General features: G+C 59.6%; 20 protein-coding genes and 1 other RNA gene. 2 read left to right on the forward strand and 19 right to left on the reverse strand.

Annotation, left to right across the window (positions count from 1 at the left end; translation table 11 throughout):
* Positions 1-26: 26 nt before the first annotated feature.
* The 11 genes from HMPREF7545_RS05695 to lpxC all read right to left on the reverse strand — a co-directional run bounded on the left by HMPREF7545_RS05695 (position 27) and on the right by lpxC (position 11736).
* On the reverse strand, positions 27-584 hold the full coding sequence (locus HMPREF7545_RS05695) for a KdsC family phosphatase (RefSeq protein WP_006694737.1): 558 nt from the start codon (positions 582-584) through the stop codon (positions 27-29).
* Positions 584-1564 carry a KpsF/GutQ family sugar-phosphate isomerase gene (locus HMPREF7545_RS05700; protein ID WP_006694738.1) on the reverse strand — a complete coding sequence of 327 codons (981 nt, stop codon included), beginning with the start codon at positions 1562-1564 and terminating at the stop codon, positions 584-586. Before HMPREF7545_RS05700 ends, HMPREF7545_RS05695 begins: the two co-directional genes overlap by 1 nt.
* A gap of 9 nt (positions 1565-1573) precedes the next feature.
* Positions 1574-2401 (reverse strand): 3-deoxy-8-phosphooctulonate synthase, encoded by an 828-nt coding sequence (kdsA, locus tag HMPREF7545_RS05705; RefSeq protein WP_006695851.1) that lies wholly within the window; start codon positions 2399-2401, stop codon positions 1574-1576.
* Positions 2402-2484: 83 nt separating this feature from the next.
* Positions 2485-3219, reverse strand: a complete 735-nt coding sequence (kdsB, locus tag HMPREF7545_RS05710; RefSeq protein WP_006695852.1) for a 3-deoxy-manno-octulosonate cytidylyltransferase — start codon at positions 3217-3219, stop codon at positions 2485-2487.
* Positions 3220-3234: 15 nt separating this feature from the next.
* The gene (lpxK, locus tag HMPREF7545_RS05715) at positions 3235-5775 is read right to left on the reverse strand and encodes a tetraacyldisaccharide 4'-kinase (protein ID WP_006694741.1); all 2541 of its coding nucleotides are present in this window, start codon (positions 5773-5775) and stop codon (positions 3235-3237) included.
* 3 nt (positions 5776-5778) lie between these two features.
* The gene (gene msbA / locus HMPREF7545_RS05720) at positions 5779-7503 is read right to left on the reverse strand and encodes a lipid A export permease/ATP-binding protein MsbA (RefSeq protein WP_006694742.1); all 1725 of its coding nucleotides are present in this window, start codon (positions 7501-7503) and stop codon (positions 5779-5781) included.
* A gap of 24 nt (positions 7504-7527) precedes the next feature.
* A complete protein-coding gene (gene lpxB / locus HMPREF7545_RS05725) occupies positions 7528-8661 on the reverse strand; it encodes a lipid-A-disaccharide synthase (RefSeq protein WP_040571231.1) in 1134 nt (377 codons plus the stop codon).
* 12 nt (positions 8662-8673) lie between these two features.
* The gene (locus HMPREF7545_RS05730; RefSeq protein WP_006694744.1) at positions 8674-9477 is read right to left on the reverse strand and encodes an LpxI family protein; all 804 of its coding nucleotides are present in this window, start codon (positions 9475-9477) and stop codon (positions 8674-8676) included.
* An 11-nt stretch (positions 9478-9488) separates the two neighbouring features.
* Entirely contained in the window at positions 9489-10301 is an 813-nt protein-coding gene (lpxA, locus tag HMPREF7545_RS05735; RefSeq protein WP_040571232.1) for an acyl-ACP--UDP-N-acetylglucosamine O-acyltransferase, read from the reverse strand.
* Positions 10302-10468: 167 nt separating this feature from the next.
* Positions 10469-10909, reverse strand: coding sequence for a 3-hydroxyacyl-ACP dehydratase FabZ (gene fabZ / locus HMPREF7545_RS05740; RefSeq protein WP_006694746.1), 441 nt, complete (start codon positions 10907-10909; stop codon positions 10469-10471).
* Between the two features lie 2 nt (positions 10910-10911).
* A complete protein-coding gene (lpxC, locus tag HMPREF7545_RS05745; protein ID WP_040571233.1) occupies positions 10912-11736 on the reverse strand; it encodes a UDP-3-O-acyl-N-acetylglucosamine deacetylase in 825 nt (274 codons plus the stop codon).
* Positions 11737-11891: 155 nt separating this feature from the next.
* On the opposite strand from lpxC, the gene ssrA reads away from it, so the two are divergent.
* Positions 11892-12243: a transfer-messenger RNA gene (ssrA, locus tag HMPREF7545_RS10035) on the forward strand.
* Positions 12244-12321: 78 nt separating this feature from the next.
* Here the strand turns inward: ssrA and HMPREF7545_RS05750 are convergent.
* Complete coding sequence (locus HMPREF7545_RS05750; RefSeq protein WP_006694749.1) at positions 12322-12981, reverse strand: 3'-5' exonuclease; 660 nt, start codon at positions 12979-12981, stop codon at positions 12322-12324.
* Between the two features lie 245 nt (positions 12982-13226).
* Here HMPREF7545_RS05750 and HMPREF7545_RS05755 point away from each other — a divergent pair, with 245 nt between their 5' ends.
* The gene (locus HMPREF7545_RS05755) at positions 13227-14423 is read left to right on the forward strand and encodes an MFS transporter (RefSeq protein ID WP_040571234.1); all 1197 of its coding nucleotides are present in this window, start codon (positions 13227-13229) and stop codon (positions 14421-14423) included.
* Positions 14424-14657: 234 nt separating this feature from the next.
* On the opposite strand, the gene leuB is transcribed toward HMPREF7545_RS05755, so the two are convergent.
* From leuB to HMPREF7545_RS05790, 7 genes are all read right to left on the reverse strand, one after another.
* Complete coding sequence (gene leuB, locus HMPREF7545_RS05760; protein ID WP_006694753.1) at positions 14658-15731, reverse strand: 3-isopropylmalate dehydrogenase; 1074 nt, start codon at positions 15729-15731, stop codon at positions 14658-14660.
* The gene (locus HMPREF7545_RS05765) at positions 15721-16224 is read right to left on the reverse strand and encodes a 3-isopropylmalate dehydratase small subunit (protein WP_006694754.1); all 504 of its coding nucleotides are present in this window, start codon (positions 16222-16224) and stop codon (positions 15721-15723) included. Before HMPREF7545_RS05765 ends, leuB begins: the two co-directional genes overlap by 11 nt.
* Complete coding sequence (gene leuC / locus HMPREF7545_RS05770) at positions 16224-17486, reverse strand: 3-isopropylmalate dehydratase large subunit (RefSeq protein WP_006694755.1); 1263 nt, start codon at positions 17484-17486, stop codon at positions 16224-16226. The genes HMPREF7545_RS05765 and leuC overlap by 1 nt, the downstream gene beginning before the upstream one ends.
* A gap of 84 nt (positions 17487-17570) precedes the next feature.
* Positions 17571-18587: a ketol-acid reductoisomerase gene (gene ilvC / locus HMPREF7545_RS05775; RefSeq protein WP_006694756.1), complete on the reverse strand. Its 1017-nt coding sequence runs from the start codon at positions 18585-18587 to the stop codon at positions 17571-17573.
* Positions 18568-19098, reverse strand: coding sequence for an acetolactate synthase small subunit (gene ilvN, locus HMPREF7545_RS05780; protein WP_006694757.1), 531 nt, complete (start codon positions 19096-19098; stop codon positions 18568-18570). The genes ilvC and ilvN overlap by 20 nt, the downstream gene beginning before the upstream one ends.
* Before the next feature lie 118 nt (positions 19099-19216).
* Complete coding sequence (locus HMPREF7545_RS05785; RefSeq protein WP_006694758.1) at positions 19217-20116, reverse strand: hypothetical protein; 900 nt, start codon at positions 20114-20116, stop codon at positions 19217-19219.
* Between the two features lie 121 nt (positions 20117-20237).
* Complete coding sequence (locus tag HMPREF7545_RS05790; protein ID WP_006694759.1) at positions 20238-20864, reverse strand: class I SAM-dependent methyltransferase; 627 nt, start codon at positions 20862-20864, stop codon at positions 20238-20240.
* Positions 20865-20941: the final 77 nt, after the last annotated feature.

Below are 20941 nucleotides of genomic sequence, written 5' to 3' on the forward strand. Positions count from 1 at the left end.
CCTCCTTTCTTTGGGAGATTCCATGGTTATTGCGCGATGCCGTCGGCATCGTTCTGAAATGCTGTGAGAATACGCTCCCACAGCCCCTGCGTCTTGAGTATGATCTCGTAAATCTCGCGCACGGCGCCGCGGCCGCCGGGTGCCGCGGCAATGATCTGCGCGGTCTCGCGTACCTCGGGTACGGCATCCCCCACGGCGCAGGGCAGTCCGACCTCGCGCAGGATGGGCAGATCGACGATATCGTCGCCGATGTAGGCGATCTCCGCATCGCCGAGCCCCGTGCGCCCCTTAATGTCCGCATACGCCGCGCGCTTGTCGAGGCTGCCCTGGTAGACGAGGTCGATGTGCAGCTCGCGCATGCGGTTCTCCACGATGCTCGATGCGCGCCCCGTAATCACAGCGGTTGTGACGCCGACCTTGCGTGCAAGCGAGATAATGAGTCCGTCGCGCGCAAAAAACGGCTTATAGAGCTCGCTCCCGTCGGGCGCAACGTAGATGCCCCCGTCCGTAAGCACGCCGTCTACATCAAGGATGATGCATTTGATCTTCTTCGCGCGTTCAATGGCCTGTTCGCGGATCGGCATCAGACGACTCCCTGCCGCAGAAGGTCCGTGAGATGGACAATACCGACGGGGATGCCCGTCTCATCCACGACGGGCAGAACCGTGACGGGGCGCGGCTGATGCTTCTCCATGACGGAAAGCGCCGCCGCCGCCATCTTGTCCGGTGTGATCGTGAGCGGCGTGGCGAACATGATGCTCTCGACATCCTTGTCGAGAAAGTTGTAATCCTTTGCCAGAGCGCGGCGGATGATGCCGTCGGTGACAAGCCCGATAAATTTCCCGTTCGCATCCACAACGGAAGCGGCACCGAGTCCCTTGTCCGTCATGACGAAGAGTGCGTCCTTTGCCGTGGTGTTGTAGGAAACGACCGGGTTCTCCTCGCCCGTATGCATGACGTTGGCCACTGTGAGGAGGAGTTTGCGTCCGAGTGCGCCGCCCGGATGAAAGAGGGCATAATCCTCCTTCTTGAAATCGCGCGCCTCCATGAGCGCCATTGCAATCGCATCGCCCATCGCAAGCGTTGCAGTCGTGGAACTGGTCGGTGCCAGTCCCAGCGGACATGCCTCTCGCTCTACGCCGATGTCGATGTAAAAATCCGCACTGCGGCCGAGCTGCGATTTTCGCCGTCCGCACATGGCGATGATGCGCGCGCCGATGCGGTGGATGATCGAGAGGATATTAACGACCTCATTCGACTCGCCGCTGTTCGAGATGGCAATGACGATGTCGTTTTCCGTCACCATGCCGAGATCGCCGTGGAATGCCTCCGCCGGATGCATGAAGAAGGCGGGGGTCCCGGTGCTCGCAAGCGTCGCGGCGATCTTGCGGCCGACATGGCCGGATTTGCCCATACCCGTGACGACAATACGCGCCTTGCAGTCCAGGATCGCCCGCACCGCCGCCTCGAAGTCATCGTCGATGCGCTCTGTGAGCTGCGCGACTGCCTTTGCCTCAAGCTCCAGCGTCTCGATTGCTTTTTCTCGGATTGTGCTCTTTGCCATGTGATTCTCCTAGTTCAGCTTCCTGCGCACAACTTCATAGATGGCGAGGGCTTCCTTCAGCAGCTCCTCAAGCTTATCCAGATAGACCATATTCGGGCCGTCCGAGAGCGCCTCGGGCGGATTGTCATGCACTTCGAGGAAGAGGCCGTCAACGCCCGCGCCGACAGCAGCGCGCACGAGATACTCGACGTATTCGCGCTGCCCCGAGGAACTCGTTCCGGCGCCTCCCGGCAGCTGCACACTGTGGGTGCCGTCAAAGATAACCGGATAGCCGAAGCTGCGCATGATCGGAAATGCCCGCATGTCCACGACGAGATTGTTGTAGCCGAAACTTGCGCCGCGCTCCGTGAGGAGGATGCGCTCGCTACCGCTCTCGTGGATCTTGTCGACGACGTTGCGCATATCATTCGGTGAGAGGAACTGTCCCTTCTTTACGTTGACAATCGCGCCGGTCTGTGCCGCCGCGTGCAGGAGATCGGTCTGGCGCGAAAGAAATGCGGGGATCTGCAGGATATCCACGGCCTTCGCCGCAGGCTCTGCCTGGCAGGTCTCATGGATATCGGTCACAACGGGGACGTTCAGCTCCCTGCGGATTTTCTTGAGCATCTTGAGACCATCCTCCATGCCGGGGCCGCGGAAGCTGTGATAGGCAGAACGGTTTGCCTTGTCAAAGGATGCCTTGAATACATAGGGGATGCCGAGACGATTCGTAATCTCCTTGATGCCGCGCCCGATCATGAGGGAGCGCTCCAACCCCTCGAGGACGCAGGGTCCCGCGATGAGAACGAGCGGCTCACCGCCGCCGATTTCAAAATTCGCCAGCTTCACTTTGTTCATCTTCATGGCTCCTTTCAGCGATCATGCAGTTCTTTTGTATGGGGAATTTATATTCATTATTATAAGGATTTCGCGCGCAATGGTCAATCCGGGGTCAAATCCCGATACGCCGCATTGGCAGCCGCAAGATCTTCCTCTGTGTCGACGCCGATGAACACGGCGTCTGTCTCAATGACGCGGATGCGGTGCCCGTTCTCGAGCGCACGCAGCTGTTCGAGCGACTCGGAGAGCTCGAGCGGCGTCTGTGCCATGCGCGCATAGGCCAGCAGGAAGTCGCGGCGGTAGGCGTAGATGCCGATGTGCTTATAGACCTTCGCGCCGGGATTCCGCGCATAGGGAATGCGGGCACGGGAGAAATAGAGCGCATTCCCTGCACGGTCGACAATGACCTTGACGTTGTTCGGGTTCTCCATCTCCGCCTCGTCTGTGAGAAGTGTCTTTGCCGTCGCCATTGGAAGTTTTTCATCTGCAAGGAACGGCTCGACAAGCGCATCGATCACGCCGGGATCGATGAGCGGCTCATCGCCCTGCACGTTGATGATGAGATCATAGTCCCGCATCTTCTCCGCAACCTCAGCAAGACGATCCGTCCCCGTCGCATGATCGGCGCGCGTCATAACGGCGCGCCCTCCATGCTCCTCAACAGCGGCGCAGATGCGCGCATCGTCCGTTGCTACAACAACATCCTGCACAAGCTTCGCCCGGGCCGCCCGCTCGCAGACGCGCACAACCATGGGTTTCCCGGCAATATCGCGCAGAGGCTTGCCGGGCAGACGCGTCGATGCATAACGCGCCGGGATAATGCAAAGAACTTTCACGTTATTCACCTGTTTTCATACGACATCAGCCTCCTGCGGCATATGGCGTCCGTTGCCCAGTTTCGCCGCAAGTTGCTCCTTGAGTGTGCGGAAGAACGCCTCCCGCCCTTTCTGAAATGTGACCTCGACGGAGATCACATAGATGGGTACGCGCCACTTCGCGCGCACGACATCGCCCGGCACCTTCACCGCGTCCTTCTCCGTAATGACGATCGCCTCGACGCCGAGCGTCTCCGCACGGTAGAGCACCTCTGCCATGTCGCGCTCGCCGTAGTCGTGGTGATCCGGATAGCGCATGCTCTCCACCATCTCGACGCCGAGATCGGTCAGCGTCTGCTCAAACGAAGCGGGGTTGCCGATCGCCGAGACGGCGAGCACCTTTTTCCCCTCCATCTCAGTGGCGGGAATGCCGCCTGCGCCGATGTCCTCATACCAGTGGGAAAGGCGGACGAACTGGCGCGGCTGGTGGATGCTCTCAATGATGAGCCCGTCCTGATTGTAGCTGCGGAACGTCTCCCAGATATACGGAATCGCGCCGGGCGCCGCCTGATCGACCTTCGTCATCAGGCAGACGTCGGCGCGGTCAATATGCGAGAGCGGTTCGCGCAGGGTCCCGCGCGGCAGGAGATAGCCGTTGCCGAAGACGTTCACGGCGTCCACAAGCAGGATGTCCATGTCGCGTTCAAGCTGCCAGTGCTGGTAGCCGTCATCGAGGATGGCCACCTCCGCGCCGAAATGCTCAATTGCATAGCGCCCCGTGACCGCACGCTTCGGTCCGATGAGGACAGGAACGTTCGGCAGATGCTTTGCCAGCATAAATGCCTCGTCGCCCGCCGTCTCGGCATCCATCTTCAGCGCACGTCCGTCCGAGACAATGCCGACATCGCCGCGCCACTTCGCACGGTAGCCGCGGTTGAGGATCGCAACGCGGTAGCCCATCTCGTGAATCGCACGCGCGAGGTGCTGTGCCGTCGGCGTCTTGCCCGTACCGCCGACCGTAACATTGCCGAGACTGATGACGAAGCAGTCCAGCTGCTCTTTTTTAACCCAGCCCCAGCGATACATGGTCAGCTTGAGATTAACGAGCTGTTCATAGATGAGTGAGAACCCGTAGAAGATCGCCATGATGAGCCTGCGCGAGACGCCGCGCACCTCTTTGTCATGAACGAGATCGATGAAGTAGGTCTGGAAGTTCGCGACTTTCTGCGTCGCCTGCACGCGATGGTTGCTGATGCCCTGCTGTGCGCGGAGAGCACGGCGTGCCTCGTATGCCGCGAGCATATCGACAAGGATCTGCGCGGACTTCTTCGAGGCGCCCTTATTCTCGTTGATGATGGCAAGTGTCTCGCGCTCGAGCCGCTGCCGCTCAGCATCGTCGCCGAAGAGGCGCAGGGTCTCGCGTGTCAGTTCCGCACCGCTCGTGACCGTTACAACGGCGTTGCGGTTGCGGAAGAGTGCGTGGATATCCTTGAAATTAAACATCTGACTGCCGACGATGATCGCCTTGCCGTGCGCCGCGGGCTCCAGAATATTATGTCCGCCGTGCGGGATCAGGCTGCCGCCGATGTAGATGACATCTCCGAGCCCATAAACGCGCCCGAGCTCGCCGACCGTATCGAGGACGACGATATCCTCGCCGCCCGCAGCACCCTTCTGCAGGTTCTTTCGCGTATTGACGGTAAAGCCCGCCTTGCGGCAGAGATGCTCCACCTCCATCGTGCGCAGCACCTCACGCGGCGCGATGATGAGCCGCACGTTCGGATCTTTTGCACGCACGGCGGCAAAGGCAGCGAGCACCAGCTCCTCTTCGCCGCGATGCGTCGAGCCTGCGATCATGATGCGGCTCGCGCCCTCCAGGCCGAGCTCCTTGATGAGCGCGGCCCGTTCCTCAGGGCTGACACTCGTATACGCCTGATCGAACTTCGTATTGCCCGTGACTGTGACGAGCTCACGCGGCGCGCCGAGGCGCATGATGTAGTCCGCGTCGATGCTCGACTGCATGGCGAAGCATTTCACCGTTCCGATCATCTCGCGCAGCATGCCGAACAGATACTTATACTGCTTGACGCTGCGGTCGCTGATGCGCCCGTTGACCATCATGACGGGAACATCCAGCTGTTTTGCCTTCTTGAGAAAGTTCGGCCAAAGCTCCGTCTCCACGGGCAGGAATACGCGCGGACGGATGCGCCCCACAACGCGTGAAGCGAGGAAGGGCAGATCGAGCGGGAAGTAGATGATTGCGTCCGCATCCTTAATGATGCGGTGCGCCATCTCATAGCCGCCCGTCGTAACAACGGAGACGAGAATGGGGCTGTCCGGGAACGCCTTGCGGAATTCGCGCACGAGCGGGCTCGTCGCCACGATCTCGCCGACGGACGCCGCATGCACCCAGATGGCGTTCTTGCCCGCCACCTTGTCGATGGTTTCCTGCGGATAGAAGCCGAAGCTCTGTTTGATGCGCTCAACAAAGCCGCGCTCGCGTGTCGCGCGCAGCATAAAGATCGGTATGATGATGGTGACGATGAGGATTGCTGCTAAATTATAGAGAAATCGCATGCGTCACTCTCCCCGAAACTGAATGTCATAAAGATGCTGATAGAGCCCGCCCTTTGCAAGAAGCTCCTCGTGCGTCCCCTGCTCCACGATGCGCCCGCCGTCGATGACATAGATACGGTCGGCGTTGAAGACCGTGGAGAGACGGTGCGCAATAACGAAACTCGTGCGGCCGACCATGAGGTTGTCCAGCGCTGCCTGCACAATCTTCTCGCTCTCCGTATCGAGCGCCGAAGTCGCCTCGTCCAGGATGAGGATGCGCGGATCCTTAAGGATCGCGCGCGCGATGGCGATGCGCTGGCGCTGTCCGCCGGAGATGCTCACGCCGCGCTCGCCGATCTCGGTATCGTAGCCGCGCTCGAGCTCCATGATGAAGTTATGCGCGTTCGCTGCGCGTGCCGCCTCCTCGATCTCCGCGTCCGTCGCGTCGAGGCGCCCGTAGCGGATATTCTCGCGGATCGTCGTGGAGAACAGCATCGTCTCCTGCGGCACGAGTCCGATCTGCCCGCGCAGCGATGCGAGCGTCACGTCGCGGATATCGTGTCCGTCGACCGTAATCACGCCGCTGTCCGCTTCGTAAAAACGCGGAATGAGATTTGCAATCGTCGACTTCCCCGCACCCGACGGGCCGACAAAGGCAATCATCTCGCCCGGCTGTGCCTCAAGGGTGATGCCGTCAAGCGCAGGGCGTCCTTCCTTATACGAGAACGTGACATGATCAAAGCGCACATGCCCCTTTACCGGAGGGAGCGGCTGCGCACCGGGCCGGTCTGTGATGCTCTCCTCGAGATCAACGACCGTAAATACGCGGTCCACTGCAGCCATCGCCTTCTGCAGGTTTCCGTAGATGCGCGAAAGCCGCTTGACGGGATTTGCGAGGTTGACTGCGTAGGTCAGGAACGCGACGAACGCACCCGCCGTAATCTCACCGTTGACAACCTCGTAGCCGCCGAACCAGACGATGAGTGTGACGGCAATCGCCGCGAGAAACTCCACCGTCGGCGTGAGCATACTCGTCTGCTGGACGTTCTTCATCACCGCCTCGAAGTTGCGCTGATTGCTGCGTACGAAGCGGTCGATCTCATAGTCCTCGCGCACGAAGGACTTCACCACGCGCGTCGCGGAGAAGCTCTCCTGCAGGAGCGCCGTGATCTCGGCGAGGCGTTGCTGAATGACGTTGCTGGACTTCTTGATCTTGCGTCCGAAGATCTTCATCGCCTGCCCGACCATCGGGATAACGACAAGCGTCAGGAGCGAGAGCTTCCAGTCGAGGTAGAACATGAGGACAAGCGATCCGATGAGGATGCAGCCCTCCGTCACGAGGTCGATCAGATTGTCCACGAGCGCCGACTGGATCGCCGCTACGTCGTTCGTGACAAAGCTCATGATCTCGCCCGTCTGGTGCCGGTCATAGTACGCGAGCGGCATCCGCTGGAATTTGCGGAACATGACCTCGCGCACGTCAATGATAACCTTCTGCCCGATGTAGGAGACGAGATAGGACTGCCCAAAATAAAAAATCCCGCGCAGGAAAAAGATGACGACAATGCCGATGCAGATGGCATTCAAAAGTGCCATGTTCTTATCTGCGAGGACATCGTCGATCATGTCCTTGATGATCCACGGGACGTATAGATTCGCCGCTGAGGCGAGGATAATGAACACAATCGCCAGCCCGAGCTTATTGACATAGGGCCGCATGTAGGTCAGCAGTCTCTTATAATTCTTCATAGCTCTCCCATTGGAAAGGATATATTATACACGTCTGCCCAGCGCGATAATCTTTTCCGCAACACGGCGTGCCGCATGGGGTTCGCCCAGCATCTCCACCGCGCGTGCAAGACGCTCCGTTACATAGGAGCGTGCTTCGCCGTCCGCGATGATCGGTTCCATCGCCGCGGCGATGCGCTCCGGCTGTACTGCTCCCTGCAAAAGCTCGGTCTCGAACGTCTCGCCGAGCAGAATATTCGGCAGGGAAAAGCGCGGCACATCAACGAGCAGACGCCCGACGAAATAGGAGAGCGCAGACATCCGGTAAAGGACAACGGCGGGCAGTCCCATAACGGCGGCCTCCATGACAACCGTCCCCGAGGCCGCAATTGCTGCGCGTGCAGCCTTCATGAGGGCATAGCGCGCGTCATGTGTCAGCGTAACCTCCACCGGAGACGCTGCCAGATGTTCCTCGATACGCTGCTCATCGACCCCGCCCGCCACAGGCAGGAAAAAGCGCCGCGCGGGATCCCGCGTCTGCAGGATCTCTGCCGCACCGAGCATGGGAGGAAGGAGGCGCTCAATCTCCTCGCGCCGACTGCCCGGCATGAGGAGAATCGGCACATCGTTCTCTTCGATGCCAAAGTGCCGGCGCGCCTCCTCCGGCTCCATCTCTGCACGCACCGTATCGATGAGCGGATTGCCGACAAAGGAGATGTTCGCCCCGGCCGCCTCATAGGGCGGAAGCTCATGCGGGAAGATCGCGACAATTTCATCGGCGAGCGCCGCGCAGGACTTTGCACGCCCCTTGCGCCACGCCCATGCAGAAGGCGGAATATAAGAAAAAACGGGGATCCCCCGCTCTTTCGCCCGCGCCGCGAGCCGCCAATTAAAGTCCGGATAGTCGATGATGACGAGAACGTCCGGACGCTCCTCCTCCATCAGATGTGTGAGATCGTCCAAAAGAGCGAAGATGCGGCGCAGATTCAGGAGCACCGCTGAGATGCCCATGACGTTGTAGTCCGTATAGTTCTGACGGAGCGTTACCCCCGCCGCTGCCATCTCCGCCCCGCCGAAGCCGATCAGAGCAATGGAGGGATCCAGCGCACGCAGTTCGCGTGCGAGTGCCGCTCCGTGGAGATCGCCCGAGGTTTCCCCCGCCGAAAGCATGATTTTCAAAAGGGGACTCCCTTACATCGCCGCAATTGTAATTCCGTTTGCCTCGGCGAGCGCCACTGCGCGCTCCTTGTCGATGAAGAGGGTCTTATCCGCCTCGAGCACGAGCGCCGATGCCTTTGCCGCGACCAGCGACTCGATCGTATCAAGTCCGACTGTGGGCACGTCAAAGCGGCTGTCCTGCTGGGGCTTTGCCGCCTTCGCGACAACGGCGCCGCCGCCTGCGAGCGCCCCGCCGCGGCGGATGCACGCATCCGTCCCCTCGATCGCTTCGAGCGCCATGACGGCACGATTTTTTACAACGGCGGTCTGCCCGATATCGAGGCGCCCGATCTCGCGCGCCATCTGAAGACCATACTCCATATCCGCGCGCTCGGCATCCGTCGGCAGGCGGCTCGTGAGTATCCCTGCCGCCGGCATGAGCGGACGGATGAGCGCCGTCTGATCGAGCGGCGTCACGCCGATCTTCATCAGCGCACCGACAAACATCATCATGATGGTATCGTCATTTTGGTTCGGCAGCTGCATGAGCATTCCGCGCAGCATCTCATCCGGCTGGATCGCCCCCGTGAAGAGAAGCTCCTTCGTCACCTTGCCGATCATGGTGACCTTCTTGATCTCCTCCTGTCGGAGATAGGCCAAAATCTCAGCGATCGAGCCAATGCTGATCGCACGGTAGACCGACGCCGCCTCCTGCAGCTCCGGATCGACATCCGGCAGGAGCGCGATCGCGTGTACCTCATAGCCCTGCGCACGCGCCGCACGCGCGCACGCAGCGGGCAGATGCCCGACGCCCGCGAGCAGACCCAGTTTTTCCATAGATTTCTCCCTTACTCGTCCTCATGACGCTCGCGGCAGATTCCGCGCTCCGCATTGCGGAGGAAACGCAGGAGATGATCGATCTCCTCGCAGGAATCCACCTCCTGCTCAATCACGGCAATCGCCTGCGTGAGGTTCAGCCCCGAGCGGTAGAGGATCTTATATGCATGCTTAATGCGCCGCCGCACGTCGAGCGGTATGCCCGCACGCGAGATGCCGACGCTGTTGAGTCCTACCGCACGCGCCGGATGCCCGTCCACCATTGTGAACGGCACAACATCCTGCACGAGCTTCGACGTGCCGCCGATCATCGCATTGCGGCCGATCTTCACAAACTGGTGTACGCCCGCCATGCCGCCGATCACGACGCCATCCTCGACGGTCGCGTGTCCTGCGAGCATCGCAGCGTTGCTCATGATGATGCGGTTGCCGAGCACACAGTTATGCGCAATGTGTGTATATGCCATGAGCAGGCAGTCGTCGCCGATGCGTGTCTCCTCGCTCTCGCCCGTCGCGCGGTGCACGGTTGCACACTCGCGGATGGTGGTCCGGTCACCGATGAATGTATAGCTTTTTTCGCCCTTGAACTTCAGATCCTGCGGCACCTCGCCGATGGACGCACCCTGGAATATGTGGCAGTCACGACCGATCTGGGTCCACTCCTTGATCACAACGTGCGGGCCGATCTTCGTTCCCTCACCGATCTGAACATGGTCAGAGATGACCGCATAAGGACCGATCTCCACGTTTCGCGCAATGCGCGCTGTCGGTGCAATGACAGCGGTTTCATGGATATAGGCAAGAACCTTGCTGCTGCTTGTCATCTGTCTCAACTCCTTCAGCCCCACACGATTCGGGGCAGACATTTTCCACTCTCTGTTAGAATCCGGCAGAAGCGATTTTCTTTCACTTCGGAAAATCAGCCGTAAATTCCGAATAATTCTCTTCTGTGGCGGAATATGTCCATTTTTTCAGTATTTATCACTATTTCTTAGATTTCATCCCCGTTTTTCAGTGCGAACTTGAAATCCGCCGCGGCCACGAGCTCATCCTCCACATAGGCATCCGCATGCAGCACGCCGAAGACACCGCGCACGCGTACGAGCTCCGCCTTTGTCACGACAACATCGCCGGGTACAACGGGGCGCTTGAACTTCACATTCTCCATGCCGCCGAAGAGCGCAATCTTGCCGCGGTGTTCGGCCGGATAGAGCATGGCCACGCCGCCCACCTGCGCCATTCCCTCGAGGAGAAGGACGCCGGGCATAATCGGATGCCCCGGAAAATGTCCGAGGAAGAACGGCTCATTCATCGTCACGCATTTGATCCCCGTTGCCGACTTGAACGGCACCAGATCCGTAATGCGGTCTACGAGAAGCATCGGCGGGCGATGCGGCAGAATCTGCTGAATCTCATTGATGTCCAAAGTCATGCTTATTCCCTCTTCCCTGCAATCTGTTTCGCCAGCGCCGTATTGAGCGCGTGTCCCGACGCCACGGCGATGATGTGTCCGCGAATCATGCCGGCCAGCCGGATGTCCCCGATCACGTCGAGGATCTTGTGCCGCACGAGCTCGTTCGGGAAGTTCAGCGCGTTCATCCATCCCTCGTCGTTGTAGACGATCACCGTCTCGAGCGAGCCGCCGAGGCCGAGACCGTTTGCACGCAGCGCCTCGATTTCCTTTTCATAGGCGATCGTCCGCGCGGGCGCGATCTCTTTTTCGTATGCCTCCGGCGTAACCTCGATATCGTAGTACTGAACGCCGACCAGCGGATGATCGTTGAGCGATGTAAACGAGACACGCAGCCCGTCATAGGGCACAGCCATAACGAAATGGCCGCCGTCGTCCGCACGGTAGACGCGGTCAATCACCGTCACATGGCGGTCCGTATCCTGTTCGACCGTCCCTGCCTCAGCAATGAGGCGGAAGAACGTACGCGCGCTGCCGTCCACAACGGGAGGCTCCTCAGCATCAAGCGTCACGCGGCAGTTATCGACGCCATGTACATGCAGTGCACTCATCAGATGCTCAATCGTAAAGAATTTCAATGCGCCCGCGCTGATCGTCGTCGCGCGGAGCGTCGCCGTCACGTTGGCCGCCGTCGCCGCAACGGGCGGCTCCTCCGGCATATCCGAACGCGCAAACAGGATCCCCGTCCCCGGCGGTGCCGGAGCAAGTTCCATGTGTACCGGCCGTCCCGAATGCAGTCCGATGCCGTCATAGACCACACGCGACGCCAGCGTTCTCTCTTTTTGCAAGCAATATCCTCCCGGAAATCTGTCACATACGAATTCATGCTATATGATACTAAAAATTTTTCGAACTTGCAAGAGAATCGCTGATAAAATGAACCGATTTGACAGGCTTCGTTCGTTCTGTTATGATATATGCAGGCACATGTGCTTCCATTATCGGGGATGTAATGGTCTCGACGGGGATGGGCAGCATGTGGACAGCGAGCCGGGGGGTCATCATCCCGTCAGTAAGGTGAACACTTTTATTAAACATAAAAGCAAACGAAGACTACGCTCTGGCGGCTTAAGCCAGCCCCTTTCCGTCTGTCTCCCGCACGGATGGATACAGGGGTCAAACGCGGGATACCTGAGAGCCACTGCACGATAACTCTCACGGGAACACAATCGTGATCGGAACTGCGCACCCTGTCTGCGGGGGACGCGGCGCTTAAAGCAAAACACAGACTGCGCTCGGAGAAATCCATGTGACGTTATCTTCGGACAGGAGTTCGATTCTCCTCATCTCCACCAATTCGACTATACGAGCCGCCCGTGGGGCGGCTTTTTATTGTGCATACAAAAAGAGCATCTTTGAAGATGCCCTTTTTCTTACAAGTTCTTTTTCAATTTCTCGAGATCCGGAAAGAGGTCGCCTATGGAGTTCGAGAGGCCTTCGCTGGGCGCGAGGATCTCGAGTACGGGGCGCATGGTCTCGCGGAACTTCGCATCGTCCTGCATGAGAGCGAGGACGGCGCTCGTGTTGACTGCATCGGCGAGCGCCGAGTGCTGACTGCCCTCGAACCGGCGTCCCATCGCGCCGAGTGCATGCTTCAGTGCGAGGCTGTTGTGGAGGCCGAGGCGGTCGTCGAATTCCTGCTGCAGATCGACCCACCGCGTATCGAGCCAGTTTACATCAAAGTCAGGGAGCTTCAGCCGGCACTCTTTTCGCAGCTGCTTAATGTCGGACATACTCCAGGAGTATATCTTCGTCTCCGCCGCGCCGATCCACGCGACAAACGAATGGAAGCTGTCCGAGAACGCCGGATGTCCCTCGACCTTCTCCTGTGTGATGCCCGTGAGCTCGGTAATATGTTTCTTTACCATCCCGTATTCGGGACAGACATAGCACTGGAATTCGTCTTCCTGCTCATAATTCTCATTCAAACGCACGGCGCCGATCTCAATGATCTCCCCGTTCAGCTTTCTTCGTACCTCTCTGTATTCCTTCGAGACGGGGTTCATCTCCAGATCTACGACGATGTGTTTCATGAGCAAACCTTACTTTCAAAAAAATCTGCCGTAAGTGACGCGCGGCAGACAGTGTTGCGGTGTTTTGTGGCGCTGCCGTATCGGCGCGCTTTTTCAAATATCGAGTTCTTTCGTGTCTTTGCTATCATAACACAACGAGCCTTGAAAATCAACGTTTAGGAAATAGGTCCCCTTCCCCTTATTCCTTTTTCCGAAAAACGTGGTAGAATACAGAAGACATATTTTTTGAGAAAGGAATGCCGCGCATGAATTGGAAGGTCGTACTCGCTCTGCTCACCTGCAATGTGCTCTTCATGTCCGCAAGCTATACGATGATCATACCGTTTCTGCCGATGTATCTGACGAACGAGCTGGGTGTGGATGACACCTCTGTAAGTCTCTGGGCAGGACTTTCGTTCTCGGTGACTTTTTTCGTCTCCGCTGTTATGGCTCCGATCTGGGGACGTATTGCCGACCGCAAAGGGAAGCGCCTCATGGCGATGCGCGCGAGCCTTCTCATTGCCATCAGCTATCTGCTCGGCGGTATTGTCACCTCGCCCGAGCAGCTCATCATCGTGCGCGTCTTTCAGGGCTTTGCCTCGGGGCTATGGCCGATGGATCTCGCCATCATGACGCTCTATGCGCCCCAGGAACGCCTTGGTTTCTCCCTCGGCATTATGCAGGGCACGCTGACTGCCGGCGGTGTCGTCGGACCTCTGCTCGGCGGCGTTCTCGCAGAGCTGTTCGGGATGCGCACGAGTTTCTACATCGGCGGTCTGGCGCTCTTCATCAACTTTCTTGCCTTTACATTTATCATCAAAGAACCGCCGATGCCGAAAAGTACCGTGCCGCTTACGGCAGAGGAAAAAAATCCGATGCACCTCTGGCACATCCCCATCCTGCGCACGATGATGATCGTGAGTACGCTCGCACAAATGGTGCTCTATATCCTCATGCCCGTCATCACGACCTACATCAAGGCACTTGCGGGCTCAATGGACAACATCGTCTTTGTCGCGGGTGCGGTATTCTCTCTCAGCGGGATCGCGGGGGCAATTGCCGCACCGCTCTGGGGCATCTACGGCACGCGGCGCACCTACTTCAACTCCATGTTCCTCGCCATGCTGTTCGGAGGAATCATGTTCACCCTGCAGGGCATTCCCGATACGCTCATGCCGTTCGCCGTCATGCAGTTCGGCGTGGGGCTCTTTATCGCAGGGATTCAGCCCTCGCTGAACGCAATCATTGCCCAGCATACACCCCCGCAGCTCAAAGGCAGCGTCTTTGGGCTTCTCTTTTCCGCCCAGCAAATCGGCGGCGCAGCGGGACCGCTCCTCGGCGGCGTTGTCGCAACCTACCTCGGCATGCACTATCTCTTCCCGACGGCAGGCGCGATCCTCCTCCTGCTCGCGCTGTTTGTCCGGTGGAGATATATCATGAACAGGCACGCGGCGGCGGAGTGATTTTATGGACGCAAAAAAGGGAATGCCCGCACGGGCATTCCCTTTTTGTTGCGGATGAGATGAGTAAAGCTCCTAAGCGAATCCTAGTGGAGCAAGTGAGTAAAGTGTGCGTTCTGCCCCAGCGAATTTCTTTCGTTCGAGCGTAGCGCGTTTAAGAAGTCCGCAGGTATTTCGGCAGATAAGTACACGATCACTTGCGCAACGAGGTGTTCGCGTGGAGCTTGCTCGTAATTTCTATAAATGTGCAAGCACAGCGTCGGTCATCTCTGTCGTGCCGACCTTCGTGCAGCCGCTTCCCTCGATGTAGATGTCTGCCGTGCGCCTGCCCTCGGCGAGCGCCGCGTCCACCGCTGCCTCAACGGCATCCGCCGCTTCCTCCTCGCGGAGTGCGTAGCGCAGCAGCATCGCCGCCGAGAGGATCGTCCCGAGTGGGTTTGCGATGCCCTGCCCCGCGATGTCGGGCGCGCTGCCGTGAATCGGCTCAAAGAGACTCGTCCCCGTACCGATGGACGCCGACGGCATGAGACCGATCGAGCCTCCGATCACCGCCGCCTCATCGGAGAGGATGTCCCCGAAGAGATTGCCCGTCACAATCACATCGAACTGTGTCGGACGCACGGCAAGCTGCATGGCACAGTTGTCCACATAGAGATGATCAAGCGCCACATCCGCATACTCCGGCGCGAGCGCCGTCACCGTGCGCCGCCAGAGGCGCGAGGTCGCAAGCACGTTCGCCTTGTCCACAGAGGTAACTTTTCCGCGGCGCAGGCGCGCCGTCTCGAACGCGAGACGTGCGATGCGCTCCACCTCGGGCACAGAGTAGTTCTCCATGTCCCATGCGCGCTCCGCGCCGTCTACCTGCTCGGACTCGCATTTCTCTCCGAAGTAGATGCCGCCGATCAGCTCACGCACGATGACAAGGTCGACGCCGCGCACGAGTTCCGGCTTTAAGGGGGAATGCTCGATCAGTGCGTCCGCGACCTTCACTGGACGCAGATTCGCATACAGTCCAAGCCCTTTGCGGAGGCCCAAAATCGCGCGCTCGGGACGAAGCGCAGGCTCTGCACTGTCCCACTTCGTTCCGCCGACCGCGCCGAAGAGCACGCCGTCCGATTCCCTGCAGACCGCGAGCGTGTCCTCAGGAAGCGGTGTGCCGTACTTATCGTATGCCGTGCCGCCCGCGTCGCGCGTCTCGTACGTCAGCCCGAGCGCGAATTTCGCGTCGACGGCGCGCAAAACGCGCACGGCTTCCTGCGTGATCTCCTGTCCGATGCCGTCGCCGGGAACGACTGCAATCTTATACGCCATGACGGAAGCCCCCATTCTCGCGGATGTAGTTCAAAAGGCCGCCCGCCTGCGCAATCTCCTGCACGAAGCCCGGCAGCGGATGCGCGCGAAACGTATCGCCCGTCGTGAGGTTCTCGATTGCCCCCGTCGCCGTGTCGACGCGCAGGCGGTCACCCGCGCTGATCTTCTCCACATCGTCGCCGATCTCAAGGAGCGGCAGGCCGATGTTGATGCCGTTGCGGTAGAAGATGCGCGCAAAGCTCGCCGCGATGACGACAGGGATCCCCGATGCCGCAATCGCAATCGGCGCGTGCTCGCGCGAGGAGCCGCAGCCGAAGTTGCGCCCGCCGACCATGATGTCGCCCGCAGCGACCTCCTTGGCAAACGTCGTGTCGATGTCCTCCATACAGTGCTCCGCAAGGGCCTTCGGCTCAAATGTATTGAGATAGCGCGCAGGAATAATCACGTCCGTATCGATGTTGTCGCCGTAGCGCCAGACCTTCCCCTCGAACATCACACCACCTCCTCGGGAGCCGCAATCCGCCCCAGTATCGCGCTCGCGGCCGCCACGTGCGGACCTGCAAGATAGACCTCGCTGTCGACGTGCCCCATGCGTCCGCGGAAATTGCGGTTCGTCGTTGAGACGCAGCGCTCGCCTGCCGCGAGAATGCCCATGTAGCCGCCGAGACACGGCCCGCAGGTCGGTGTCGAGATCGCCGCGCCCGCCTCCATGAAGATGTCGAGGTAGCCGCGCCGCATCGATTCCTGATAGACCCACGGCGAGCCCGGGATGACGATGCAGCGTACGCGCTCGTGCACCGTATGTCCCTTCAGAATCTCCGCTGCGATCTCCATGTCCTCAAGACGCCCGTTCGTGCATGAGCCGATGACCACCTGATCGATCTCGATCGGCTCCGCAATGTCCATCACACGCTTCGTATTCTCCGGCAGATGCGGGAAGGACACAACGGGACGCAGTTCGCTGAGGTTGATCTCCACCGTACGCGCATAATGCGCGTCGGGATCGGCATGTACCGGCTCAAAGGGCGCCTTCATGCGTTCCTCGACGTACGCTCTGCACACATCGTCATACGGGAAGATGCCGTTCTTTCCGCCCGCCTCGATCGCCATGTTGGCAATCGTCAGACGATCGGTCATCGTGAGATCCGCAACGCCCTCGCCCGTGAACTCGAGGCTCTGGTAGAGCGCGCCGTCCACGCCGATCATGCCGATCAGCGTCAGGATGACATCCTTGCCGCTGATGTCAGCAGGCTTCTTCCCCGTCAGGCGGACATTGATCGCCTCGGGCACCTTGAACCATGCCTCGCCTGTCGCCATGCCGACCGCGAGATCAGTTGTGCCGACGCCCGTCGAGAAACCGTTCACGGCGCCGTAGGTGCACGTGTGCGAGTCCGCGCCGATCGTCAGCATGCCGGGACCGACGATGCCCTTCTCCGGCAGGATGACGTGCTCGATGCCGACGCGGCCCTGCTCATAGTAGTGCAGAATATCGTGCTTGCGTGCAAAGTCGCGCATGATCTTCGCCAGCTCCGAAGACTTAATGTCCTTTGCCGGCTGAAAATGATCGGGAATCAGCGCGATCTTCGTCCGATCAAAAACGGGACGGCCCGTCTTTTCAAACTCCTTGATCGACGGCGGTCCCGTCACATCGTTTGCGAGCACCATGTCGAGGCGGCACGTCACGAGCTGCCCTGGCTCGATGTGATCCAGACCTGCATGGCGTGCGAGAATCTTCTCGCTCATATTCATGCCCATATGCCCTCCAAATGTTCAAAATACGCAAAGAGGGACGCTGCACAGACAACGCCCCTCTGATATTTGCCCCTATTTCTGTGCAATTTAGTCCTTACGCAGGTCAGCGCCGTCCTTGAGCCACGACATCATGCCGCGCAGCTCCGCACCGACCTCTTCGATCGGGTGCTCCGCATGGATGCGGCGCTCCGCAAGGAAGTGCGCACGCCCTGCCGCATTGTTCTCCGTAAGCCACTGACGTGCAAACGTGCCGTCCTGGATCTCGCCGAGGATCTTCTTCATCTCCGCTTTCGTCTCCTCGGTGATGATGCGCGGGCCGCGCGTGTAGTCACCGTACTCCGCCGTGTCGGAGATGGATTTGCGCATCTTCGCCATGCCGCCCTCATACATGAGGTCGACAATGAGCTTCATCTCATGGAAGCACTCGAAATACGCGATCTCCGGCTGATAGCCCGCCTCGATCAGCGTCTCGAATCCGCTCTGGATGAGGTGTGTCACGCCGCCGCAGAGGACGACCTGCTCGCCGAAGAGATCGGTCTCCGTCTCCTCCTGGAATGTCGTCTGGATGACGCCCGCGCGCGTGCCGCCGATGCCGCGTGCATACGCAAGCGCGAGGTCAAAACATTTGCCCGTCGCGTCCTGTCCGACCGCGAACACATCCGGCACGCCGCCGCCCTCGCGGAACGTACGGCGTACGAGATGGCCGGGCCCCTTCGGCGCAACCATGAACACGTCGATATTCTCTGCGGGAACGATTTGGTTAAAGTGGATGTTGAACCCGTGCGCAAATGCGAGCGCGCTGTTTGGTTTCAGGTTCGGTGCGATCTCGCTCTTGTAGAGCGCCGCCTGCTTCTCATCCGGAATGAGGACCATCGTAACGTCCGCAGCCTTGACCGCATCCGCTACGGGGAGAACCTTGAGCCCGTCTTCAGCGGCGAGCTTCGCCGACTTCGAGCCCGCATAAAGCCCGATGACAACGTTTACCCCGCTGTCCTTCAGGTTCAGTGCATGCGCGTGGCCCTGGCTGCCGTAGCCGATGACCGCAACCGTCTTGCCCTCGAGCACGCTCCAGTTGACATCCTGATCATAGTAAGTTTTTGCCATAGTACTCCCGCTCCTCACAATGTTCATAAATGGTGTGTTCCCCCCGCTCGAGCGCAATGAGACCCGTGCGGATGACTTCGACGATGCCGTAGGGCTTGATCACCTTCAGGAACGCCGTCACCTTGTCATCGCTGCCCGTGATCTCAAAGATGATCGAGGAGGACTCCACATCGACAACGTGTGCGCGGAACAGCTCGCCCATCTTCAGCACGTCGAGGCGATTGTCGTCATCTGCCCGCACCTTGATCAGCGTCATGCCGCGGCATGCCGCGTTCTTTTCGTCCAGCCGCTGAACCGCCCGCACGACGGGAATCTTCTCCAGCTGCTTGATCATCTGCTCAACGAGATTCCCGTCCCCCTGCATCACAACGGTGATGCGCGAGAAATCCGGCGACTCCGTCACGCCGACCGACAGACTGTCGATGTTGAACTCCCGCCGGGAAAACATGCTCACGACGCGCACCAGAACTCCCGTCTGGTTCTCAACAAAGACGGACAGCACATGTTTCATTGCAAACAAACTCCTCTCCGCCGCGCCGCAAAGTGTCTCTGCATGGGGAAAACTCCTTCATTATCGCCCGCACATGAACATTTGTCAATGTTTTTTTGACGGTTGCATACATCGGACGCTATACGCGCACTTCAAAACGCGGCATCTCCTCCGCATCCTCCTGCGTCGGCGATGTTTTCGCCGTGGTCGGCGCAGATTTTTGTACTGCTGCAGGCTTTGGGTGAGCAGCATGCCGCACATCTGCAGGCGCATCCTGTCCGCGCATCTGCGCGCGCGGCACTTGCTCCTCCTCCATCAGACGTTCGAGCGCCTCCCCTGCGGTCAGCCCGGTGTACTCCGGAAGGATTTCACCGCGCGTATCGCGTGCGCGCCGCGTACGCTCTGCCGCCGCAAGGAGATCGTCATACGCCCCCATCGTCTGCGTTGATGCGGGAGCATTGCGCGCCGCGGCGTTTTTCTCGCGCGCGAGAATGCGTTCCCCGAGCGACGGCCCCTCCGCGCGCGCCTGTGCCGATTTTTTTTGTAAAAAGCGGCGGAAAAAGAAGAGACCAAGCACAAGGGCAAGCGCAATCATCCCCGCCCAATAGAGCGCGCTTGTCGCCGTATAGGACGCGGGGACCTGCGGCTGTTTCTGCTCCGTTCCCGCGAGCTGCTGCCTGAGGGCAGCATTCTCCTGCGCCATATCAAGTCCGTTTGCAACATCCGCGCCCGTCCGCCCCTCTGTCTGTGTCCCGCGGTCCACCTTTGACGCCGAGGTGTTCACCGCGTCGCCCTTCGCCGCATCCGTACGCGCGGCAGCATTCGGGCGCTCCTCCTGCCCCGTACGGTCACGCGGTGTCCCTGTCGTTGTCTTCGAGAGCGCGCCGTTTCCCCGTGCCACCGAGTCGCGCGCCTGCTGCTCCGCCTGCGCGTCGCCCGTCGTATGCGTCGTATTCGCCTGCGCCTCATGTGCCGCCTCCCCAATCGAAATCTTTGGCGGAGTCGGAGGCGTCGGCAGGGTCGGCGGTGTAATCGCCATGACAGGTCTCCTTTCTCAATCGAATCTTTCCCTCTACTATAACAGAAAAATCTTCCTGGTGAAATAGCAAAAGCGTCCCTCGATCATGGGACGCCTTCTTCATTTGCAAAGGAACAGGATCTCATGCTCGATACGCCCGCACACTGAGGCGATCCGCCTTCCTGTCCTCGTCGATCTCCACCTGCGCAAAGCCTGCGTCTATGAGCAGCGCCTCCAGCTCTTCGCCGGTGTAGACGGTCATGCCGTCGACGATCTTCAGCCACTTCTCGTGACTCTTCGTCCTGCCGGTGGCCTCATTGGTAATCATGAATACGCCGCCGGGCTTCAGCACGCGATGAATCTCGGCGAAGCAGCGCACGAGCTCCGGCCAAAAGTACACCGTTTCAAATGCCGTAACGGCGTCAAAGCTGCTGCTTTCAAACGGCAGCTCCAGCACATTGCCCTGCACTACTGTACAGCGTCCCGCGTCGATTGCCGCGCGGTTGACTTCGCGTGCCTTCTCCACGGAGATGGGAGAGTAGTCCAGCCCCGTGACCCGGCCTTTGGGGAGCAGCCGCAAAAGCTGTGCGAGATTGGCGCCGCCGCCGCAGCCGCAGTCGAGTACATCCTCATCCCCGCGAAAGCGCAGATGCGTAAAGCCCCATGCCGCGATTCCCGCGTGGCCGCGGTTCATCATCGCGACGACAATTCTCCCCATGACGCCCTCGGGTTTCCCCGTATTGCTGAAAAATTTCCGAAGCAGTCCCATAACTGCGCCTCCTTTCTTCGAACGCCGCAGCGCCGATACAAAAGTGCCTCGTGCAAAGCTGCACGAGACACCCGTGA

It is taken from the genome of Centipeda noxia ATCC 43541, from assembly GCF_000160555.1.
Taxonomy (GTDB): Bacteria; Bacillota; Negativicutes; order Selenomonadales; family Selenomonadaceae; genus Centipeda; species Centipeda noxia.

Bases quoted from the DNA above. Each gene is read 5' to 3' on its own strand.
- HMPREF7545_RS05695 (WP_006694737.1), bottom strand. From the start codon at position 584: ATGCCGATCCGCGAACAGGCCATTGAACGCGCGAAGAAGATCAAATGC.
- HMPREF7545_RS05700 (WP_006694738.1), bottom strand. From the start codon at position 1,564: ATGGCAAAGAGCACAATCCGAGAAAAAGCAATCGAGACGCTGGAGCTT.
- kdsA (WP_006695851.1), bottom strand. From the start codon at position 2,401: ATGAACAAAGTGAAGCTGGCGAATTTTGAAATCGGCGGCGGTGAGCCG.
- lpxK (WP_006694741.1), bottom strand. From the start codon at position 5,775: ATGCGATTTCTCTATAATTTAGCAGCAATCCTCATCGTCACCATCATC.
- msbA (WP_006694742.1), bottom strand. From the start codon at position 7,503: ATGAAGAATTATAAGAGACTGCTGACCTACATGCGGCCCTATGTCAAT.
- HMPREF7545_RS05730 (WP_006694744.1), bottom strand. From the start codon at position 9,477: ATGGAAAAACTGGGTCTGCTCGCGGGCGTCGGGCATCTGCCCGCTGCG.
- lpxA (WP_040571232.1), bottom strand. From the start codon at position 10,301: ATGACAAGCAGCAGCAAGGTTCTTGCCTATATCCATGAAACCGCTGTC.
- fabZ (WP_006694746.1), bottom strand. From the start codon at position 10,909: ATGACTTTGGACATCAATGAGATTCAGCAGATTCTGCCGCATCGCCCG.
- HMPREF7545_RS05750 (WP_006694749.1), bottom strand. From the start codon at position 12,981: ATGAAACACATCGTCGTAGATCTGGAGATGAACCCCGTCTCGAAGGAA.
- HMPREF7545_RS05755 (WP_040571234.1), top strand. From the start codon at position 13,227: ATGAATTGGAAGGTCGTACTCGCTCTGCTCACCTGCAATGTGCTCTTC.
- leuB (WP_006694753.1), bottom strand. From the start codon at position 15,731: ATGGCGTATAAGATTGCAGTCGTTCCCGGCGACGGCATCGGACAGGAG.
- HMPREF7545_RS05765 (WP_006694754.1), bottom strand. From the start codon at position 16,224: ATGTTCGAGGGGAAGGTCTGGCGCTACGGCGACAACATCGATACGGAC.
- leuC (WP_006694755.1), bottom strand. From the start codon at position 17,486: ATGGGCATGAATATGAGCGAGAAGATTCTCGCACGCCATGCAGGTCTG.
- ilvC (WP_006694756.1), bottom strand. From the start codon at position 18,587: ATGGCAAAAACTTACTATGATCAGGATGTCAACTGGAGCGTGCTCGAG.
- ilvN (WP_006694757.1), bottom strand. From the start codon at position 19,098: ATGAAACATGTGCTGTCCGTCTTTGTTGAGAACCAGACGGGAGTTCTG.
- HMPREF7545_RS05785 (WP_006694758.1), bottom strand. From the start codon at position 20,116: ATGGCGATTACACCGCCGACCCTGCCGACGCCTCCGACTCCGCCAAAG.
- HMPREF7545_RS05790 (WP_006694759.1), bottom strand. From the start codon at position 20,864: ATGGGACTGCTTCGGAAATTTTTCAGCAATACGGGGAAACCCGAGGGC.